This is a genomic window from Tardiphaga sp. P9-11, assembly GCF_008329525.1.
Classification (GTDB): Bacteria; Pseudomonadota; Alphaproteobacteria; order Rhizobiales; family Xanthobacteraceae; genus Tardiphaga.
In genome coordinates this window covers 15,298-31,670 of sequence record NZ_NPKQ01000009.1, presented here as the reverse complement: position 1 = coordinate 31,670, position 16,373 = coordinate 15,298, and the positions used below count along the sequence as shown (strand labels likewise).

General features: G+C 63.4%; 18 protein-coding genes. 11 read left to right on the top strand and 7 right to left on the bottom strand.

Features of this window, described 5'->3' with window-relative positions:
• The first annotated feature begins 8 nt into the window (after positions 1-8).
• Positions 9-860, top strand: coding sequence for a LysR family transcriptional regulator (locus tag CIW50_RS23235; RefSeq protein ID WP_149533718.1), 852 nt, complete (start codon positions 9-11; stop codon positions 858-860).
• A 70-nt stretch (positions 861-930) separates the two neighbouring features.
• A complete protein-coding gene (locus CIW50_RS23230; RefSeq protein WP_093757402.1) occupies positions 931-1,125 on the top strand; it encodes a putative motility protein in 195 nt (64 codons plus the stop codon).
• Here CIW50_RS23230 and CIW50_RS23225 read toward each other — a convergent pair.
• The gene (locus tag CIW50_RS23225; protein WP_149533550.1) at positions 1,122-2,111 is read right to left on the bottom strand and encodes an AraC family transcriptional regulator; all 990 of its coding nucleotides are present in this window, start codon (positions 2,109-2,111) and stop codon (positions 1,122-1,124) included. The two genes, CIW50_RS23230 and CIW50_RS23225, sit on opposite strands and share 4 nt — an antisense overlap.
• Before the next feature lie 68 nt (positions 2,112-2,179).
• Here CIW50_RS23225 and CIW50_RS23220 point away from each other — a divergent pair, with 68 nt between their 5' ends.
• The gene (locus CIW50_RS23220) at positions 2,180-3,394 is read left to right on the top strand and encodes an MFS transporter (protein ID WP_149533549.1); all 1,215 of its coding nucleotides are present in this window, start codon (positions 2,180-2,182) and stop codon (positions 3,392-3,394) included.
• A gap of 41 nt (positions 3,395-3,435) precedes the next feature.
• Here CIW50_RS23220 and CIW50_RS23215 read toward each other — a convergent pair whose 3' ends face one another.
• The 3 genes from CIW50_RS23215 to tlpA all read right to left on the bottom strand — a co-directional run bounded on the left by CIW50_RS23215 (position 3,436) and on the right by tlpA (position 5,021).
• Positions 3,436-3,813, bottom strand: coding sequence for a VOC family protein (locus CIW50_RS23215; protein ID WP_149533548.1), 378 nt, complete (start codon positions 3,811-3,813; stop codon positions 3,436-3,438).
• 20 nt (positions 3,814-3,833) lie between these two features.
• Positions 3,834-4,193, bottom strand: a complete 360-nt coding sequence (locus CIW50_RS23210) for a DUF1428 domain-containing protein (protein ID WP_068729192.1) — start codon at positions 4,191-4,193, stop codon at positions 3,834-3,836.
• Positions 4,194-4,346: 153 nt separating this feature from the next.
• Positions 4,347-5,021 carry a thiol:disulfide interchange protein TlpA gene (gene tlpA / locus CIW50_RS23205; protein WP_246297386.1) on the bottom strand — a complete coding sequence of 225 codons (675 nt, stop codon included), beginning with the start codon at positions 5,019-5,021 and terminating at the stop codon, positions 4,347-4,349.
• Between the two features lie 141 nt (positions 5,022-5,162).
• On the opposite strand from tlpA, the gene argH reads away from it, so the two are divergent.
• The 4 genes from argH (at position 5,163) to CIW50_RS23185 (ending at position 10,999) form a co-directional block, all read left to right on the top strand.
• Positions 5,163-6,560, top strand: a complete 1,398-nt coding sequence (argH, locus tag CIW50_RS23200; protein ID WP_149533717.1) for an argininosuccinate lyase — start codon at positions 5,163-5,165, stop codon at positions 6,558-6,560.
• A gap of 92 nt (positions 6,561-6,652) precedes the next feature.
• Complete coding sequence (gene lptM, locus CIW50_RS23195) at positions 6,653-6,937, top strand: LPS translocon maturation chaperone LptM (RefSeq protein ID WP_149533547.1); 285 nt, start codon at positions 6,653-6,655, stop codon at positions 6,935-6,937.
• A 6-nt stretch (positions 6,938-6,943) separates the two neighbouring features.
• Positions 6,944-8,209, top strand: coding sequence for a diaminopimelate decarboxylase (lysA, locus tag CIW50_RS23190; RefSeq protein ID WP_149533546.1), 1,266 nt, complete (start codon positions 6,944-6,946; stop codon positions 8,207-8,209).
• A 186-nt stretch (positions 8,210-8,395) separates the two neighbouring features.
• Positions 8,396-10,999, top strand: a complete 2,604-nt coding sequence (locus tag CIW50_RS23185) for a TIGR02302 family protein (protein WP_149533545.1) — start codon at positions 8,396-8,398, stop codon at positions 10,997-10,999.
• A 71-nt stretch (positions 11,000-11,070) separates the two neighbouring features.
• Here the strand turns inward: CIW50_RS23185 and CIW50_RS23180 are convergent, their stop codons facing one another.
• Both CIW50_RS23180 and CIW50_RS23175 read right to left on the bottom strand, forming a co-directional pair.
• Positions 11,071-11,448, bottom strand: a complete 378-nt coding sequence (locus CIW50_RS23180; protein WP_149533544.1) for a response regulator — start codon at positions 11,446-11,448, stop codon at positions 11,071-11,073.
• Between the two features lie 15 nt (positions 11,449-11,463).
• A complete protein-coding gene (locus tag CIW50_RS23175) occupies positions 11,464-12,327 on the bottom strand; it encodes an MJ0042-type zinc finger domain-containing protein (RefSeq protein ID WP_149533543.1) in 864 nt (287 codons plus the stop codon).
• Between the two features lie 128 nt (positions 12,328-12,455).
• Here CIW50_RS23175 and ftsE point away from each other — a divergent pair, with 128 nt between their 5' ends.
• The 4 genes from ftsE (at position 12,456) to CIW50_RS23155 (ending at position 15,688) form a co-directional block, all read left to right on the top strand.
• Positions 12,456-13,115: a cell division ATP-binding protein FtsE gene (ftsE, locus tag CIW50_RS23170; RefSeq protein ID WP_068729180.1), complete on the top strand. Its 660-nt coding sequence runs from the start codon at positions 12,456-12,458 to the stop codon at positions 13,113-13,115.
• Entirely contained in the window at positions 13,108-14,079 is a 972-nt protein-coding gene (locus tag CIW50_RS23165; protein ID WP_149533542.1) for a cell division protein FtsX, read from the top strand. Before ftsE ends, CIW50_RS23165 begins: the two co-directional genes overlap by 8 nt.
• An 81-nt stretch (positions 14,080-14,160) precedes the next feature.
• A complete protein-coding gene (locus CIW50_RS23160; RefSeq protein WP_149533541.1) occupies positions 14,161-14,886 on the top strand; it encodes a YdcF family protein in 726 nt (241 codons plus the stop codon).
• Between the two features lie 28 nt (positions 14,887-14,914).
• On the top strand, positions 14,915-15,688 hold the full coding sequence (locus tag CIW50_RS23155) for a lysophospholipid acyltransferase family protein (RefSeq protein WP_149533540.1): 774 nt from the start codon (positions 14,915-14,917) through the stop codon (positions 15,686-15,688).
• Between the two features lie 10 nt (positions 15,689-15,698).
• On the opposite strand, the gene CIW50_RS23150 is transcribed toward CIW50_RS23155, so the two are convergent.
• Positions 15,699-16,256, bottom strand: coding sequence for a gamma-glutamylcyclotransferase (locus tag CIW50_RS23150; RefSeq protein WP_089267609.1), 558 nt, complete (start codon positions 16,254-16,256; stop codon positions 15,699-15,701).
• Positions 16,257-16,373 lie beyond the last annotated feature (117 nt).

Here is a 16,373-nt window from a genome sequence, read left to right as displayed (position 1 = left end):
TGATTGCGATGAAGACGCTGGATATCGAGGCGGTTCAGGCCTTCGTACTCGTGGCCGATCTGACCAGTTTCACCCGGGCGGCTGAAGCCTTGGGCAGCACCCAGTCGGCCATCAGCCTGAAGATCAAGCGGCTGGAGAGCGGGCTTGGCAAGCGCCTTCTGGAGCGGACGCCGCGGTTGGTGCGCCTGTCGGCCGAGGGGGCTGCCTTCCTCGCCTCGGCCCGCAACCTCGTTGCCGCGCATCAGTCGGCCATCGGCTCGTTCGCAGTGAAACAGCGGCGCCTTGTCGTCGGTATCAGCCAGCATCTCGTCGGTGCCGATCTGGCGCAGGTGCTGAAACGCATGAGTGTCACCGATCCCTCGCTGGTGATCGAGCTGCGCATAGAAACCTCGCGAGCAATGCTGCAGGCCTATGATAGCGGTGATCTCGATGCTGCAATCGTGCTGCGGCACGACGCGCGCCGCCGCGATGGCGAGGTGCTGCTCGAAGAGGAGTTCGGCTGGATCGCTGCGCCGGATTTCAATCATCCGCCCGGTGAGCCGCTGCGGCTGGCGACCCAGGCCGAGCCTTGCAGCGTGCGCGCCATGGCGGTTGGTGCGCTCGATGCCGCAGGGATTCCCTGGACCGAAGTGTTTGTGGGCGGCGGTGTGGCGACGATCGGCGCTGCGATCTCCGCAGGTCTTGCGATCGGTGCACTGGTCCGCCGTGTCGCACCGGCCGGTAGTGTTGATCTCGGTCCGCGCCTCGCACTGCCGAAGCTGCCGAACTGCGACGTCATTCTGTATTCGAATCTCGCGGACGCTGGCGCCCGCGGTGCGCTGCGCACCTTGGGTGCGGCATTTCGTGCAAATGCGGGATGAGAGACACAACGTCAACATTCGTTAACCCCGCACCGCTATACCGGCGGTACGTCGTTACGGAGTATTTCTGATGGATATGGCCTTGGTTGCCAGCGCGCTTGCCATGAAGGCAGCGGGGACGCAGCAGCAGATTTCGACCTCGATCATGAAGTCGAATGCCGACATGGAAAAGAACACCGTGCTCACGCTGCTCGGCGGCGCACAGCAGGCCTCCCAGGCCAATCTCGGTGCAGGCGTCGGCGGCAACGTCGATATTGCCGCTTAAGGTGCTGTCGAACCTGGCTGCTGGTCGTTGGAAGCAGCGGTCAGTGTCGCGCGAAAATGGCTCGGTGGCGCGCCGATAATGCGCTTGAAGGCGCGGCTGAACGCGGCTTCCGATTCATAACCAAGCCGGCGCGCGACGACCGCGATCTTCAAGCGGTCGCGAGTGAGCCACTGCTTTGCTTCCTGCATTCGCAATTGCGCGACGTAACGGGCCGGTGTCTGGCCGACGACGTTGGCGAAGCGCAATGCGAACGCCGAGCGTGACGCATGCATGACGTTCGCCAGCGCCTCGACGGTCCAGTCCCCGGTCGGATCGCGGTGGATCGCAGCGAGAACTCGCCCGATACCGGGGTCGCGCGCCGCTGCGACCCAGCCGGCAGAGCCGCAGCCTTTCTCCACCCAGTTGCGGATCAGTGCCGCGGCGACAACATCCGCCAGCCGCGTCAGCATGCCGCCGGCACCGACGCGATCCAGCGCCAGTTCGGACGTCATGGCTTCGAGCAGATGCGGGATGGCGGGTTCGTCGGTGGCAAGTTCGTGCATCTGCATCAGCTCGGGCATCATCAGCAGTAAGGGATGCTGGCTGTCGAGGTTGAAGGTCATGCCGGCACCGAACAGCACGGTCTCTTCGCCATTGCTGTTGCCGCCGCTGCAGGTGTCGAGGATGCCGCAGCACACCGGCTCGAACTGGCAATTCTCGACCGGTGCGGGGAAGGCATCGGGTGAACTCGCCAATGCGTGTTCCGCGCCGCGCGGCAGCAAGACCGCATCACCTGGTTCAAGGCGAACCCACGCGTTATCCAGAGTTCGCAGCCAGCAGCCGCGTTCGGCGACGAAGTGGAATTGCGCCTTCGGCCGTGCCGGGAATACCAGCCCCCATGGCTCGGTCATGCGGCAGCGGACGTAATCGACGCCCTCAATCTTCAACCCCCGGAGCATCTCGGTCAGGGGGTGAGTAGTGACAGGTGTGGACGAATGATCAAGCATTGCGGGTTTTCTAGCATGGAAACTCCAGAAGGTCACCTCCATCTCCGGAGTCCCTTCTGGAGATTGCCATGACTGATTCCGCCACTGCTGCACTTGAGACCGATGTTTCTCCAATAACCAATGAGCGGACAAACGCGGCCTGGGCGGCTGTCGTTTCCTTGATGCTTGGCGCGTTCAGTCAGGTCACTGCCGAATTCCTGCCGGCCAGCCTCCTCACGCCGATCGCCAGTGATCTCGGTGTCTCGGTTGGCGCTGCCGGGCAGGTGGTGACGGCGACATCCCTTGTCGGGATCATCGCCGGGCTTGCAACGGCCATTGTGACGCGCGCCATGGATCGCCGCCTTGTCCTGTGGCTACTCACGGTGCTGCTGATTGTGTCCAACTTGCTGTCGGCAACCGCCAGCAACCTTACGCTGCTGCTGTTTGCCCGCGTGCTGCTCGGCATCAGTCTCAGCGGCTTTTGGGCAATGGCAACCGCCACCGCGATGCGGCTTGTTCCGGCCGAGGCGCTGCCGCGCGCGATCTCGCTGATTTTCAGCGGTGTTTCGATCGCCACCGTCAGCGCCGCGCCGATCGGGGCATATCTCGGCGATCTCTGGGGTTGGCGGAACGTGTTTTTGCTGGCGGCCGCTGTCGGCGCCGTCGTGCTCGTCTTTCAGATGCTGACGCTGCCGCGCTTGCCGCCGCTCACATCACCGGATGTGCGCACGCTGTTTGTGCTAATGCGTCGGCCCAGTGTCCGGCTCGTGATGATCGCAATCGCCGTCAGTATCTCGGGCCACTTCGCCGGTTTCACTTACGTCCGCCATTTCCTCGAGCAAGTGCCGAAGCTTCCGGTCACTGCGATTTCGCTCGTCCTGCTTGCTTATGGCGTTGGCGGCTTCTTCGGCAATTTCGCGGGCGGGGTACTTGTCGCCCGTAGTGCGAAAATTGCGATCGTCACGGGATCTGCGGCAATCGCTGTGCTCGCGTTGGTGCTGTTTGTCTTTGGCAGTTCGGGCCTTGTCGCCGGCATCGCGGTTGGTCTCTGGGGTTTTGCTTTCGGCGTGCTGCCGGTCGGCTTCCAGACATGGATGGTGCGGGTCGCATCGGACGAAGCCGAATCTGCGGGCGGCCTGCTCGTCTCGGCGTTTCAGGTCGCGATCACGGTCGGCGCGGTCGTTGGCGGCATTCTGGTCGACGGTTTCGGCCCGTTCGGTGCCGTTGGTTATCTCGCAGCGGCGACACTGGCGGGCGCGCTGCTCGTGTTGCTGTCGCGCAGCGGCGGCGAAGTGCCGGCTTGAAGCGCGAAGGGAGGCAGCAGCTTGCTGCCTCCCGGTTGCTCTTACGCGAACGGCGTGATCCAGCCGATCCCGGCGCCGCCGGGCTGCAGGAGGATTGCGAGCCGGCCGACGTCGGGAATGTCGAATACCGGCCGCATCAGCGTAGCGCCGGCAGCGACCGCCTTCTTCACCCTGATATCGACATCGTCGACCGCCAGATATGGCATCCAGCCGTCTGGCACGGTTTCGTAGCCCGGACCTTCCGCGTGGAAGATGCCGCCGACCGGCACATTGTCCATCATGGCGATCCAGTAGGTGCCGCCGCCGGCGAGGCACTTGGCCTGATAGGTCCAGCCAACGGTCTCCTGATAGAAGGCTTTCACGCGCTCGGGATCACGCGTCACGAATTCATTCCAGTTGAAATGGCCGTGCGGCGTCATGGCGTCCTCCCACTATTGCATCAGACCGAAACCAGCGTCTTGAAGCCACCATAGATCATGCGCTTCATATCGAACGGCATCGCCTTCGGATCCATCATCTTGGCGAGGCGCGGATCCTTCATGACCTTGGCGTTGATGCGGTCGCGATCCTTGCGTGTCTTGTAGATGATATAGGAAAACACGACGGTCTCGTCGGGTTTTAGTTTCACGCTGCGCGGGAACGAGGTCCATTTGCCGACGCTGACGTCATCGGCGACACATTCCTGATAGTCGAGTGCGCCGTATTCGCGCCAGATTTTGCCGGCCTTGCGCGCGATGGCGGCATAGGCTTTCAGCTTCTTCTTCGGCACTGGAACGAGGAATCCGTCGATATAGGCCATTGGTCGTTTCTCCCTGCTGTCATGCGTCGGCGCCGGGCGCGCGTGGCCCGGTTGTTTTCAAGACGAACGCAATTGCGTTCATCCGACAGCATTCTGGAGAATTTTGCGATCCGCGCAGGCGGCCGTATGTCGCAGTCGTCTGTGCCGTGGTCTTCAGAAACTGGCCGCGGCGGGCTTCACCGCCGCTTTCAGCAGCTTGATGGCATCTTCGCTGTCCCACTCGGCAGGGCCGGCGATGGTCGCGATCTCGCAGCCCTTGCCGTCGATCAGCACCGAGGTCGGCATACCCAGTGCACGGCCGATGCCCTTGAGGTCCTGGAACACCTTGGCTGAGGTGTCGGTGAAATAATCCAGCCGGTTGAGGCCGCCGTCTTTCAGAAAGGCCTTCGGCTTCTCGGCGTCGCGGGTGTCGATATTGATCGCAACGACCTGGAAATCCGGGCCGCCGAGCTTGGTCTCGAGGTTGTTCAGCGCCGGCATTTCCTTGCGGCAGGGCACGCACCAGGTGGCCCACAGGTTCACCAGCACCGTCCGGCCGCGCCAGTCGGACAGCTTCTTCTCCTGGCCGTCGGCATCCCTGAAAGCGAGGTCCGGCAATTTCAGCGGCGTTCTGGCCATGGTCAGGCCGGCGACTTCGCCGCGTGCCAGCGGCTCGATCTTCTTCGACAGTGCGATGGCCGGCGCGCAGGTCGGATCGCCCGGCGCAGCCTGCTGCCGCAGCCGATCCATATTGGATACCGCGGCAAAGCCGATCACGGCGCCCACGAGCACCGCGCCGAGCACGATCAGACGGCGTTTGGCCGGACGGGGGGCAGGCTGGTCGGGCATAGGGTTTGTCATTCGGTCTCAGTTAGGGCTATGCAACGGTTGGCGACGGACGATCCGTCGGCTGCGGTTAAAGATGAGTGACAATTCATGGCTTCGCGCAAGGGCAACGGCAAGTCCAGCAATGACGGTAAGGGCTCCAATGTGAGCAACAAGATGTGGGGCGGGCTGTTCGATGAAAGCCCCGACGCCATCATGGAGGAAATCAATGTCTCCATCGACGTCGATCGCCACCTCTATGCCCAGGACATTACCGCGTCCAAGGCACATGCTGCGATGCTTGCCAGGCAAGGGATTATCACCGCGAAAGATGCGAAAAATATCGCAGGGGGTCTAGACACGATCCTGTCAGAGATCACCAAGGGGTCGTTCACATTCAAGCGTGCGCTCGAGGACATTCACATGAATGTGGAGAGCCGGCTCGGCGAACTGATCGGCCCGGCCTCCGGCCGCCTGCATACCGCGCGTTCCCGCAACGACCAGGTGGCGACCGACTTCCGCCTGTTCGTGCGCGATACCATCGACGAGATCGACGTGGCCTTCGCCTCGCTGCAGCAGGCATTGGTCGACCGCGCGCTGGAACATGCCGGCACGGTAATGCCCGGCTTCACCCATTTGCAGACCGCGCAGCCGGTGACCTTCGGTCATCATCTGCTGGCCTATGTGGAAATGGTGTCGCGCGATCGCGGCCGTTTTGCTGATGCGCGCAAGCGCCTCAATGAAAGCCCGCTCGGCGCGGCCGCGCTGGCCGGCACCTCGTTCCCGATCGACCGCCATGCCACCGCCAAGGCGCTGGGTTTTGATCGGCCGATGGCGAATTCGCTCGATGCGGTGTCGGATCGCGACTTTGTGCTGGAGACGCTGTCGGCCGCGTCCATTGCCGCAGTGCATCTGTCGCGCTTTGCCGAGGAGATCGTGATCTGGACCTCGCCGCTGGTCGGTCTCGTTCGTCTCTCGGACAAGTTCACCACCGGCTCCTCGATCATGCCGCAGAAGCGCAATCCGGATGCCGCCGAACTGGTGCGCGCCAAGACCGGCCGCGTGATCGGCTCGCTCACCGGATTGTTGATTGTCATGAAGGGCCTGCCGCTGGCCTATCAGAAGGACATGCAGGAAGACAAAGCCGGTGCGATGGAAGCCTATTCGGCGCTGTCGCTGGCGATCCGCGCCATTGCCGGCATGGTCCGCGATCTCGTGCCCAATGAGGAGCGCATGAAGGCCGCCGCTGGCGAGGGCTATGCCACCGCGACCGATCTGGCGGACTGGCTGGTACGGACGCTGAAAATGCCGTTCCGCGAGGCGCATCATGTCACCGGCCGGATCGTCGGCATCGCCACCAAGAAGGGCGTGGCGTTGCACGAGCTCGACTTGAAGGAGATGCAGGCGGTGGAACCGAAGATCACTGCCGAGGTGATGAAGGTGCTGTCGGTGGAATCGTCGGTGAAGAGCCGGGTCAGCTATGGTGGCACGGCGCCGAAGAATGTGACCTCGCAGGCCAAGAGCTGGCTCAAGCGACTGGAAAAAGAGCGGAAATTGGGCTGATCGGGCCTGACGTGCGAAAATTCAATGGATTTCGGGGTCTCGCCAGAGCGCGGCAATCTTTGTATGGTGCGCCCGCATTTGGGGATTTCGCTGTGACTCGTCCGACCCGCCCTGCGTCCGCGCGATGGGCCATTTTCGTTCTGACCGCTTCTGCTTTGGTGCTGGCTGGCTGTGGCCGTAAAGGCGGCCTCGATCTGCCGCCACAGGCGTCCGCACAGCCGATGGGCGCCGGCGCTCCGGCGGCCGATCCCGATGCACAGTCGGCTGCCAGCAAGGGCAGGGACGTGTTCGCGCCCTCGAACGGCGTCGATGACGGCCCGCCGGCGGCGACCCGTGGTCGCAAGAAGCCGTTCCTGCTCGATCCGATCCTGGACTAACTCGCCATGCGCCATTTCGACTATCGCAACGGCGTGCTGCACGCCGAAGGCGTTGATATTGCCGAAATGGCGGATGCCGTCGGCACGCCATTCTATTGCTATTCGACCGCAACGCTGGAGCGGCACTACCGCGTCTTCACCGAGGCCTTTGCCGATACCAAGGCGCTGGTCTGCTACGCCATGAAGGCGAATTCCAACCAGTCGGTGCTGCGCACGCTGGCCAAGCTCGGCGCGGGCGCTGACGTGGTCTCCGGTGGTGAATTGAAGCGCGCGCTGGCCGCCGGCATTCCGCCGAAGAAGATCGTGTTTTCCGGCGTCGGCAAGACCGCGGACGAGCTGCGGTTGGCGCTCGATGAGGATATTCTCTGCCTCAATATCGAGTCGGAGCCTGAACTCGTATTGCTGTCGGAGATCGCCAGCGAGACCGGCCGTACGGCGCGGATCTCGATCCGCGTGAATCCCGATGTCGATTCCGGCACGCATGCCAAGATCTCCACCGGCAAGTCCGAAAACAAGTTCGGCATCCCCATCAGCAAGGCACGCGAGGTCTATGCCCGCGCTGCGAAGCTGCCGGGGATTGAGGTCACCGGCGTCGATATGCATATCGGCAGCCAGATCACCGATCTCGCCCCGATGGAGCAGGCATTTCGCATCCTGGCCGATTTCGTCACCGTGCTGCGCAACGACGGCCACACGATTTCGCATGTCGATTTCGGCGGCGGCCTCGGCATTCCCTATTACGAGGACCGCGCCGCGCCGCCGGAGCCGATGGCCTATGCGGCCATGGTCAAGCGCGTGACGCATAATCTCGGCTGCACGCTGATGTTCGAGCCCGGCCGCATGATCGTCGGCAATGCCGGCATTCTCGTCGCGCGCGTGATCCATGTGAAGCATGGCGACGGCAAGACCTTCGTCATCATCGACGCGGCCATGAACGATCTGATCCGGCCGACTTTGTACGAGGCCTATCACGAGATCCTGCCGGTAGTGGCGCCTGCACCCGGCGCGAAGCTCGCGGCCGTCGATGTCGTCGGTCCTGTCTGTGAAACCGGCGATTACCTCGCCCTCGACCGCAAACTGCCGGAGCTGAAATCCGGTGATCTGCTCGCGATCATGACCGCCGGTGCCTATGGCGCCGTGCAGGCGGGAACCTACAATACCCGCGCGCTGGTCCCGGAAGTGCTGGTGAAGGATGATCAGTATGCGTTGGTCCGCCCGCGCATCGAGGTCGAGCAGTTGATCGCCATGGACAAGGCCGCGCCCTGGTTGTGAGGTCCTGATCCCTCCCTCAAGCGCGGCTTCGCCTGGGGACTACCGCCGGTCCCCCTCACGCCTTCGTGACCCTATACGCTCGGAATCGACTTAGGCTCAGGCTTTGCATGTGCACGGATGGCCCCGTGCCATGCCTCATTGCCGCCGCCGTGCTAGTGTGTCGTGCCGTAACATCGGAGATCGTCGTTGAGCGCTGCGCCCCCCGACCGACCACAACCCCCTCACGATCCTGGTGCCGATCGTCAAGCGGCGGCACAGCTTCAGCTCGCGCAGGCGTTGCAGCGCGCCCGGCTGGCGATTGGCTGGGAGCGGGGGTGGCCGCATCTGGCCCGGCTGCTCAGTGTCGTCGGGTTGTTTCTGGTGGCGTCCTGGGCCGGTCTGTGGCTGACGCTTCCCTTCACTGCGCGCGCCATCGGTCTTGCGTTGTTCGTCATCGCCGCGCTGGCGACGCTCGTTCCTCTCCTGAAGTTTCGCTGGCCGTCGCGTGAAGAGGGCTTGTCGCGTCTCGATCGCGGTACCGGCATTGCACATCGCCCCGCAACAGCGCTGACCGATACGCTGTCGTCGCAGGACCCGATGGCCCGGGCGCTGTGGCTGGTGCAGCGCGAACGTACGCTGGCCTCGCTCAAGAAAATCCGCGCCGGCCTGCCGTCGCCGCGCCTCGCGATCCATGACCCCTGGGCGCTGCGCGCCATCGTGGTCGTACTGTTATTCGCCACCTGGTTTGCTGCCAGTGGCGAGCGCGGCGCGCGCATCATGGCGGCGTTCGACTGGAACGGCGTGCTGGCGCCGGCGAATGTGCGCGTCGATGCCTGGATCACGCCGCCGCCTTACACCGGCAAGCCGCCGATTATTCTCTCCGCCGCCAACAAGGATGCGTCCACAGCCGATGCGGCGGCACTGCCGGTGCCGTCGGGCTCGACGCTGATCGTGCGCTCCAGCGGTGGCACGCTCGATGTCGTTCTCACCGGTGGCATCGCTGAAGTGGCGCCGACCGCGGAAGCGCCACAGGGCACCAACGAAAAGCATTTCACCATCACGTCTGACGGCACGGCACATGTCCGTGCGCCGTCCGGCCAGCCGCAGTGGAAATTCACGGCAACCGGCGATTGTGCGCCGACCATTGCGCTCGCGAAGGACCCGGAGCGTCAGGCGCGCGGTTCACTGCAGATGTCCTACAAGCTTGAGGACGATTACGGCGTTACCGAAGCCCATGCGCAATTCGCCGCGCGTCCCGCCGAGACCAAGGATGGCGTCAAGGAGGCCGCCAAGCCGCGACCGCTGTTTGATCCGCCGTCATTTGCGCTGGTGCTGCCAAATGCGCGCACGCGCAACGGTGTCGGCCAGACCGTCAAGGATCTCAGCGAGGATCCCTATGCGGGCGCCGATGTGACGCTGACGCTGACCGCGAAGGATGAAGCTGGCAACGAGGGCAAGAGTGAGCCGTTCAGCATGCGTCTGCCGGAACGGCTGTTCACCAAGCCGCTGCCGCGTGCGCTGATCGAACAGCGCCGCATCCTGGCAGTCGACGCCAACCAGCGCGGTCAGGTCTCCTACGCGCTGCAGGCCCTGATGATCGCTCCGGAAGTGTTCACGCCGGAAGCCGGCCATTATCTCGGGCTGCGCAGCGTTGCCACCCAGATCGAACGCGCCCGCACCGACGCGGCCCTGAAAGAAGTCGTTGCCAGCCTGTGGGCGCTCGCCGTCACCATCGAGGACGGCGACATCACCGATGTCGACAAGGCGCTGAAGGCGGCACAGGACGCGCTGAAGCAGGCGCTGGAGCGCGGCGCCAGCGACGAGGAGATCAAGAAGCTCACCGAGAACCTGCGCGCGGCGCTGGACAATTTCCTGAAGCAGCTCGCCGAGCAGATGAAGCAGAACCCGCAGCAGCTGGCGCGTCCGCTCGACAAGAACACCAAGGTGATGCGGCAGCAGGACCTCAACAACATGATCGAGCGCATGGAGCGACTGTCGCGCTCCGGCGACAAGGATGCCGCGAAGCAACTGCTCGAACAGATGCAGCAGATGCTGGAAAATCTGCAGATGGCGCAACCCGGCCAGTCCGGTGACAGCGAGATGGATCAGGCGATGAATGAGCTTGGGGACATGATCCGCAAGCAGCAGCAGCTTCGCGACAAGACTTTCAAGCAGGGCCAGGACCAGCGCAACGAGCGCCGCCGTGGCAAGCAGGGCGAGCAGAGCATGGGCGATCTGCAGCAGGATCAGCAGAATCTGCGCGATCGCCTCAAGCAGTTGCAGGACCAACTCGCCAAGCAGGGCATGGGCCAGGGTCAGAAGGGCCAAAAAGGACAGCAGGGGCAAAAAGGGCAGGGCCAAGGTCAGGGTGGCGATGATCAGGCCGATGCAGATGGTGACGGCGAGGGTGATGGTCTCGGTGATGCCGACAACGCCATGGGTGATGCCGGCGGCCAGCTCGGCGATGGCAATGCCGACGGCGCGGTCGGTTCGCAGGGCAAGGCGCTCGATGCGCTCCGCAAGGGGGCCCAGAAGCTCGCACAGGCCATGCAGCAGGGCGACGGTGAAGGCCAGAATGACGGCCCCGGCAACAATCCCGGCCGCCAGCAGAGCGGTGGCCGGCAGAGCGACCCGCTCGGGCGCCCGCTGCGTGGCCGCGAACTGGGCGACGATCTCACAGTGAAGATCCCCGGCGAGATCGACGTGCAGCGCGTGCGGAGAATCCTGGAAGAACTGCGCCGTCGTCTCGGCGACACCACGCGACCGCAGCTTGAACTCGATTACATCGAGCGACTGCTGAAGGATTATTGAGGAAACGTTCGTTTCGTCATTCCGGGTTGGCGTGCACAAAGATGCGCCCGCGCCCCGGAATGACGAGGACGCTACCCCTTGTTCTTCACCGCCAGTGCGTCTGCCACCGCAGTGCGGATATCTGCCACCGAAAACGGTTTCGTCACCACGTCGTGCACGATCGCATTGAGGCCCGTCGCGCGTTCGCGCTGGTCGGCATAGCCGGTCATCAGCAAGATCGTGAGCTCGGGAAAATCCCGCGCTGTGGCCAGTGCCAGCGCGATGCCGTCCATCACAGGCATCTTGATGTCGGTCAGCAGCAGGTCGAAGGCGCCCTGTTGGTCCGTGAGAATCTCCAGCGCTTCGGCGCCGTCCTCGGCAGTAACGATCTCGTGACCATCCATGGCGATGGCGCGGCCGACCAGCAGCCGCATTGATTCTTCGTCATCAGCAATCAGGATACGCGCCACAACAACTCCTTGGACCTACGCGCCGGCGACGTCGCGCTTGTTGAAGAAGCGGACGTCGATACTACGGCCCTCGGCAGGCGGCGAGGCCAGCCGCGAACGGAACCATGTCTTGTCGCCGGGATTGAGGCCGGGTTGCTCAAGCACGGAGTTCCAGCCATAGATTTCAATGCCTTTCTCGTCACGTACCACGAAACGCAGGCGCGGCAATGCGGTGGGCGTGCGGGTCTCGGACACGATCAGGCCTTCGATGAGCAAAACCGACTTGCCGTCGACGGTTTCGGTGGTGACCTTGACGTCCTTGAAGGCGAGGCCGCGTATATTCACGTCGAGACCAACCGCCTGATAGAAGGTGGCGGTCTGCGGCATCAGTCTGACCAGATCGACGCGCCAGATGACCAGCGCAAGCAACAGCGACGCCATGGCAGCGGTGGCGATGGGCAGGCTGTGGCGCGGCATGACAAACAGGCGTGGCATCGACGGCACGAAACGGCCCAGCGCTGCAAAGCGCGATGGCGCCGTGCCCCGCATCGCGGCCACCGCGTCGTGCTGCGCCAGCGTGGCCCAGTTGGCGTCCTGGGTGCGATCATTGGCATCGACCGGCCAGTCGGCTGAAATCGAGGGGCTTTCGACCACTGGAACGTTCGGCGCGGAAGCGTCGTCGTCTTCGGTCACGCCCCAGGCGCTCATATCCTCGTTCGGATCGGGCTCGCTGGCCTTCGCCGCCATGGCGGGAATACGGGCTTCGGCGCGGGACAGGTCCTCCGGCCGCGCCAGCCAGACTTCCTTGCAGCGGGCGCAGCGCACCGTCCGTCCGGCATCGCCGAACGTGGCCGGGTTCACGGCGTAGGACGTCGTGCAATTGGGGCAAACGATATGCATGGAGCCGATAGCCGATGACATGGCCGGCAGGCTACAAGACGACCGTTAACGAATCGGAAACCATAACGGCCGCACAAGCAATTGACCGTCTTTTTGAGGCTTTTTGAACCCATCGAACGGAGCTGAATGTGGTCCGGTTCGAAAATGTTGGTCTGCGCTACGGGCTTGGCCCGGAGATTCTGCGCGACCTCAATTTCCAGATCCCTGCGCATTCGTTCCAGTTCCTGACCGGTCCCTCTGGCGCCGGCAAGACCTCGCTGCTGCGTCTGTTGTTCCTGTCGCTGCGGCCGACCCGCGGGTTGGTCAATCTGTTCGGCCAGGATATCTCACTGCTCGGCAAGGATGAGATCGCCGACCTGCGCAAGCGCATCGGTATCGTGCTGCAGGATTTCCGTCTGCTCGACCATATGACGACCTATGAGAATGTCGCGCTGCCGTTCCGGGTGATGGGGCGTGAGGAGTCCAGCTATCGGCGCGAAGTCATCGATCTCCTGAAATGGGTGGGTCTGGGCGATCGCATGGATGCGCTGCCGCCGATCCTGTCGGGCGGCGAGAAGCAGCGTGCCGCCATTGCGCGCGCGGTGATCGCACGTCCCATGCTGCTGCTGGCGGATGAGCCGACGGGCAACGTCGATCCGACGCTGGGCCGGCGTCTGCTGCGGCTGTTCATCGAACTCAACAAGTCCGGTACCGCGGTGATTATCGCGACCCACGATATTACATTGATGGATCAATACGACGCGCGGCGCATGGTGCTGCACCAAGGCCGGCTGCATATCTATGAGTAGAATCGGCGAAGAACACGGCCCGCTGATGGACCTCGGCACCGATCGCCCGCAGGTCCCGGCGAAGGCGCGCAACGCATCGCCGATCGTGCCGCGCGGCTCGATCGCGGGCCGCGCATTGGTTGCCGTCGTTGCCATCATGACGTTCCTTGCCTCCATCACTACAGGCGCGGTGCTGCTGATCAGCGCCTCGGCGTCGGAGTGGCAATCGGAAGTCGCCAGCGAAATCACCATCCAGGTGAAGCCGCTCGGCGGCCGCGATCTTGATCGCGATACCCAGGCGGTGACCGAAGCCATTCGCGGCCAGCCGGGGATTGTCGAGGTGCAGCCCTATAGCAGGGAGCAATCGGCACAGTTGCTGGAGCCGTGGCTCGGCACGGGACTGTCGCTCGACGACCTGCCCGTGCCACGCGTTATCATTGCGCGTGTCGCACCGGGGACGGCGCTGGACATCATCGGCCTGCGCCAACGGGTGACGCAGGCCGTGCCCTCGGCTAGCGTCGACGATCACCGCGCCTGGGTCGAGCGGATGCGGTCGATGACGTCGGCAACGGTGCTGGCTGGGCTCGGCATCCTTGCACTTGTGATCATGGCCACCATTATCTCTGTATCCTTTGCGACACGCGGCGCGATGGCGGCGAACCGGCCGATCGTCGAGGTGTTGCATTTCGTCGGTGCCGGCGACCGCTATATCGCCAACCGCTTCTTCCGCCACTTCTTGCGGCTTGGCCTGCAGGGCGGCATCATCGGCGGCGGTGCTGCGATGCTGATGTTCGGGTTTTCCGAGTCGATCGCGAGCTGGTTTTCCGGCACGCCGGTAGGTGACCAGTTCGCCGCATTGCTGGGGACGTTCTCGCTGCGGTCGTCAGGCTATCTTGCGGTGGCGGGGCAGGCGCTCCTGATTGCGGGAATCACCGCATGGGCATCGCGCCGCACGTTGTTCTCGACGCTGAACGATATCGAGTAACGCGTCAGGCGGCGGGCCTTGGCATCGCCAAACCGCCGGAAAATACCTAATATTGTCATCAAAGGACTGAACGCGACATCAATGACCTCGCTCGATGACCAGAACACCACGGAGATGCCCGTTGCCGCGCCACCGCGGCGGCGCGTCATCCGTGCGGCGATCGTGGTCGCGTTCGCGCTGTCCTTCATGTTCGGCGCGATCGGCTTTGTTGCGTTTCTCGCGCAATTGCGCAGCGGCGAGCTGAAGCCTTCCGCGAATGCCGATGGCATCGTGGTCTTGACCGGCGGTTCGTCGCGCGTTGCGGATGCACTCGAACTGCTCGCCAATGGCTTCGGCAAGCGATTGCTGATCTCCGGGGTGCATCCCACCAACGGTGCCGCCAATATCTCGCGTACGCTGCCGGACAGTCAGCGGCTGCTGGATTGTTGCGTCGATCTCGACCGCTCCGCCGTCAACACCCGCAGCAACGCGGTGGAGACCAAACGCTGGGCTCATGAGCGCGGCTTCAAGTCGCTGATCGTGGTGACCTCGAATTATCACATGCCGCGCGCGATCGTCGAAATGTCGCACGAGATGCCGGATATCGAGCTGATTCCGTTCTCGGTGATTGGTGACAAATGGCGTGACGAACCGTGGTGGACCAGTGGCCCGACGCTGCGGTTGCTGCTATCGGAATATGTCAAATATCTCGCGGCCGAAGTGAGGGTGCGGCTGGCGCATATCGGGATCGATTTGATGCCGGATTCCGCTGGCGACCAGCAGGGAGTCGCGCCGCTGCGCAGGCCAGCGACGGCCTCCGCCAGCTAAATTGGCCAACTGAGTTGATCGGATCACCATGACTTCGATATTCGTGCGTTCGTTGATCTATAACGTGCTGTTCTATCTGCTGCTGGTGTTCTGGATACTGGTCGCGATTCCGACCTTCGTGATGCCGCCGCGCGCCTTCATGGCGATCGCGAAGGCATGGGCCACCAGCAGCATCTGGCTGATGCGCGTCGTCTGTAACACGAAGGTTGATTATCGCGGGCTTGAGAAAATTCCGGCGGGACCGCTGATCGTAGCTTCGAAACATCAATCGATGTGGGAGACCTTCGCGCTGATGCCGTTCTTCGATCGGCCGTTGTTCATTTACAAGCGCGAGCTCGGCCAGATCCCCTTTTTCGGCTGGTATCTGAAAAAATCGAAAATGGTCGGCGTCGATCGCGATGGCGGTGCGCGTTCGCTGATCGATATGGCCAAGCGTGCGACCGAAGAAGTTCAGCTCGGCCGCCAGTTGATCATCTTTCCTGAAGGCACGCGCCGTCCTGTCGACGCGCCGCCGGATTACAAGCCGGGTGTCGCGCAGATCTACGCCAAATGTGGCGCGCCGTGTCTGCCGGTGGCGCTGAATTCCGGCCTGTTCTGGCCGCGCCGCACCTTCCTGCGCTATCCCGGCACGCTGGTGGTGGAGTTCCTCGATCCGTTGCCGCCCGGCCTACCGCGCAAGGAATTCATCGCGGCGATCAGTACGTCGATCGAGGCCGCCACAGATCGGATCGTTGCAGAGGCGCGCGCCGAACAGGCGACGATCTTCGGGCGTGTGCCGAATGTCGCGGTGAAAGAGAGTTAGCCGCGCTCTCTCACTCGTGCAGCATGGCCGCGAGCTGATGCAGCTGCGCGTCGCGAAAACCTTCGGCCTCGATGGCCTTCACGGTCGAAAGCACGTAATCGCGGTTCAGCCCGGAACGGCCGTGGCCCTGCCGCACGAAGTGCAATTGTTCGCTGAGGCTGAGACGCCCCGCATACTGCACATGGCCGCGATCGACCACATAGGCCAGCGCGCTGACGCGGGTGCGCTCCACGTCATCCAGCCAGACCGAGCGCATGACCTCGCGATAGACATGGGTGGTCTGCTCGCGTTCCCTGAGATAGGCGATGGTGTCGTGGCGCAGCTTGGCCGCCACGCGAAAGGCAATGCCGCGGCAGGCGCCGCCGCGGTCCAGGCCGAGCACGAGGCCAGGCTTTTCCGGCGTGCCGCGGTGGTCAAAGGAATAGACGCAGAGCGCCCGATGTTCGCCGATCAGCCGGGCCGGGACCTGTTCGATGAATTCGAAGCCTGGCCGCCACATCAGCGAGCCATAGCCGAACACCCAGAGATCGCTGTCCGAATCGGGCTCGGCGGTGATTTTCGCGGTCATGGTGCCGACCTAGCAGAAACCTTGGGCCCGGGCGATCCGGATTTCCTGCAACGTGGCCCTGCGACCGCAGGATAACCGCATGAAAGGGATCGCCGATTTGACAAAATCGTGCGATCT

Coding starts and splice junctions, on each gene's coding strand:
- CIW50_RS23235 (WP_149533718.1), top strand. CDS start 9: ATGAAGACGCTGGATATCGAGGCGGTTCAGGCCTTCGTACTCGTGGCC.
- CIW50_RS23230 (WP_093757402.1), top strand. CDS start 931: ATGGATATGGCCTTGGTTGCCAGCGCGCTTGCCATGAAGGCAGCGGGG.
- CIW50_RS23225 (WP_149533550.1), bottom strand. CDS start 2,111: ATGCTTGATCATTCGTCCACACCTGTCACTACTCACCCCCTGACCGAG.
- CIW50_RS23220 (WP_149533549.1), top strand. CDS start 2,180: ATGACTGATTCCGCCACTGCTGCACTTGAGACCGATGTTTCTCCAATA.
- CIW50_RS23215 (WP_149533548.1), bottom strand. CDS start 3,813: ATGACGCCGCACGGCCATTTCAACTGGAATGAATTCGTGACGCGTGAT.
- CIW50_RS23210 (WP_068729192.1), bottom strand. CDS start 4,193: ATGGCCTATATCGACGGATTCCTCGTTCCAGTGCCGAAGAAGAAGCTG.
- tlpA (WP_246297386.1), bottom strand. CDS start 5,021: ATGCCCGACCAGCCTGCCCCCCGTCCGGCCAAACGCCGTCTGATCGTG.
- lysA (WP_149533546.1), top strand. CDS start 6,944: ATGCGCCATTTCGACTATCGCAACGGCGTGCTGCACGCCGAAGGCGTT.
- CIW50_RS23175 (WP_149533543.1), bottom strand. CDS start 12,327: ATGCATATCGTTTGCCCCAATTGCACGACGTCCTACGCCGTGAACCCG.
- CIW50_RS23165 (WP_149533542.1), top strand. CDS start 13,108: ATGAGTAGAATCGGCGAAGAACACGGCCCGCTGATGGACCTCGGCACC.
- CIW50_RS23160 (WP_149533541.1), top strand. CDS start 14,161: ATGACCTCGCTCGATGACCAGAACACCACGGAGATGCCCGTTGCCGCG.
- CIW50_RS23155 (WP_149533540.1), top strand. CDS start 14,915: ATGACTTCGATATTCGTGCGTTCGTTGATCTATAACGTGCTGTTCTAT.
- CIW50_RS23150 (WP_089267609.1), bottom strand. CDS start 16,256: ATGACCGCGAAAATCACCGCCGAGCCCGATTCGGACAGCGATCTCTGG.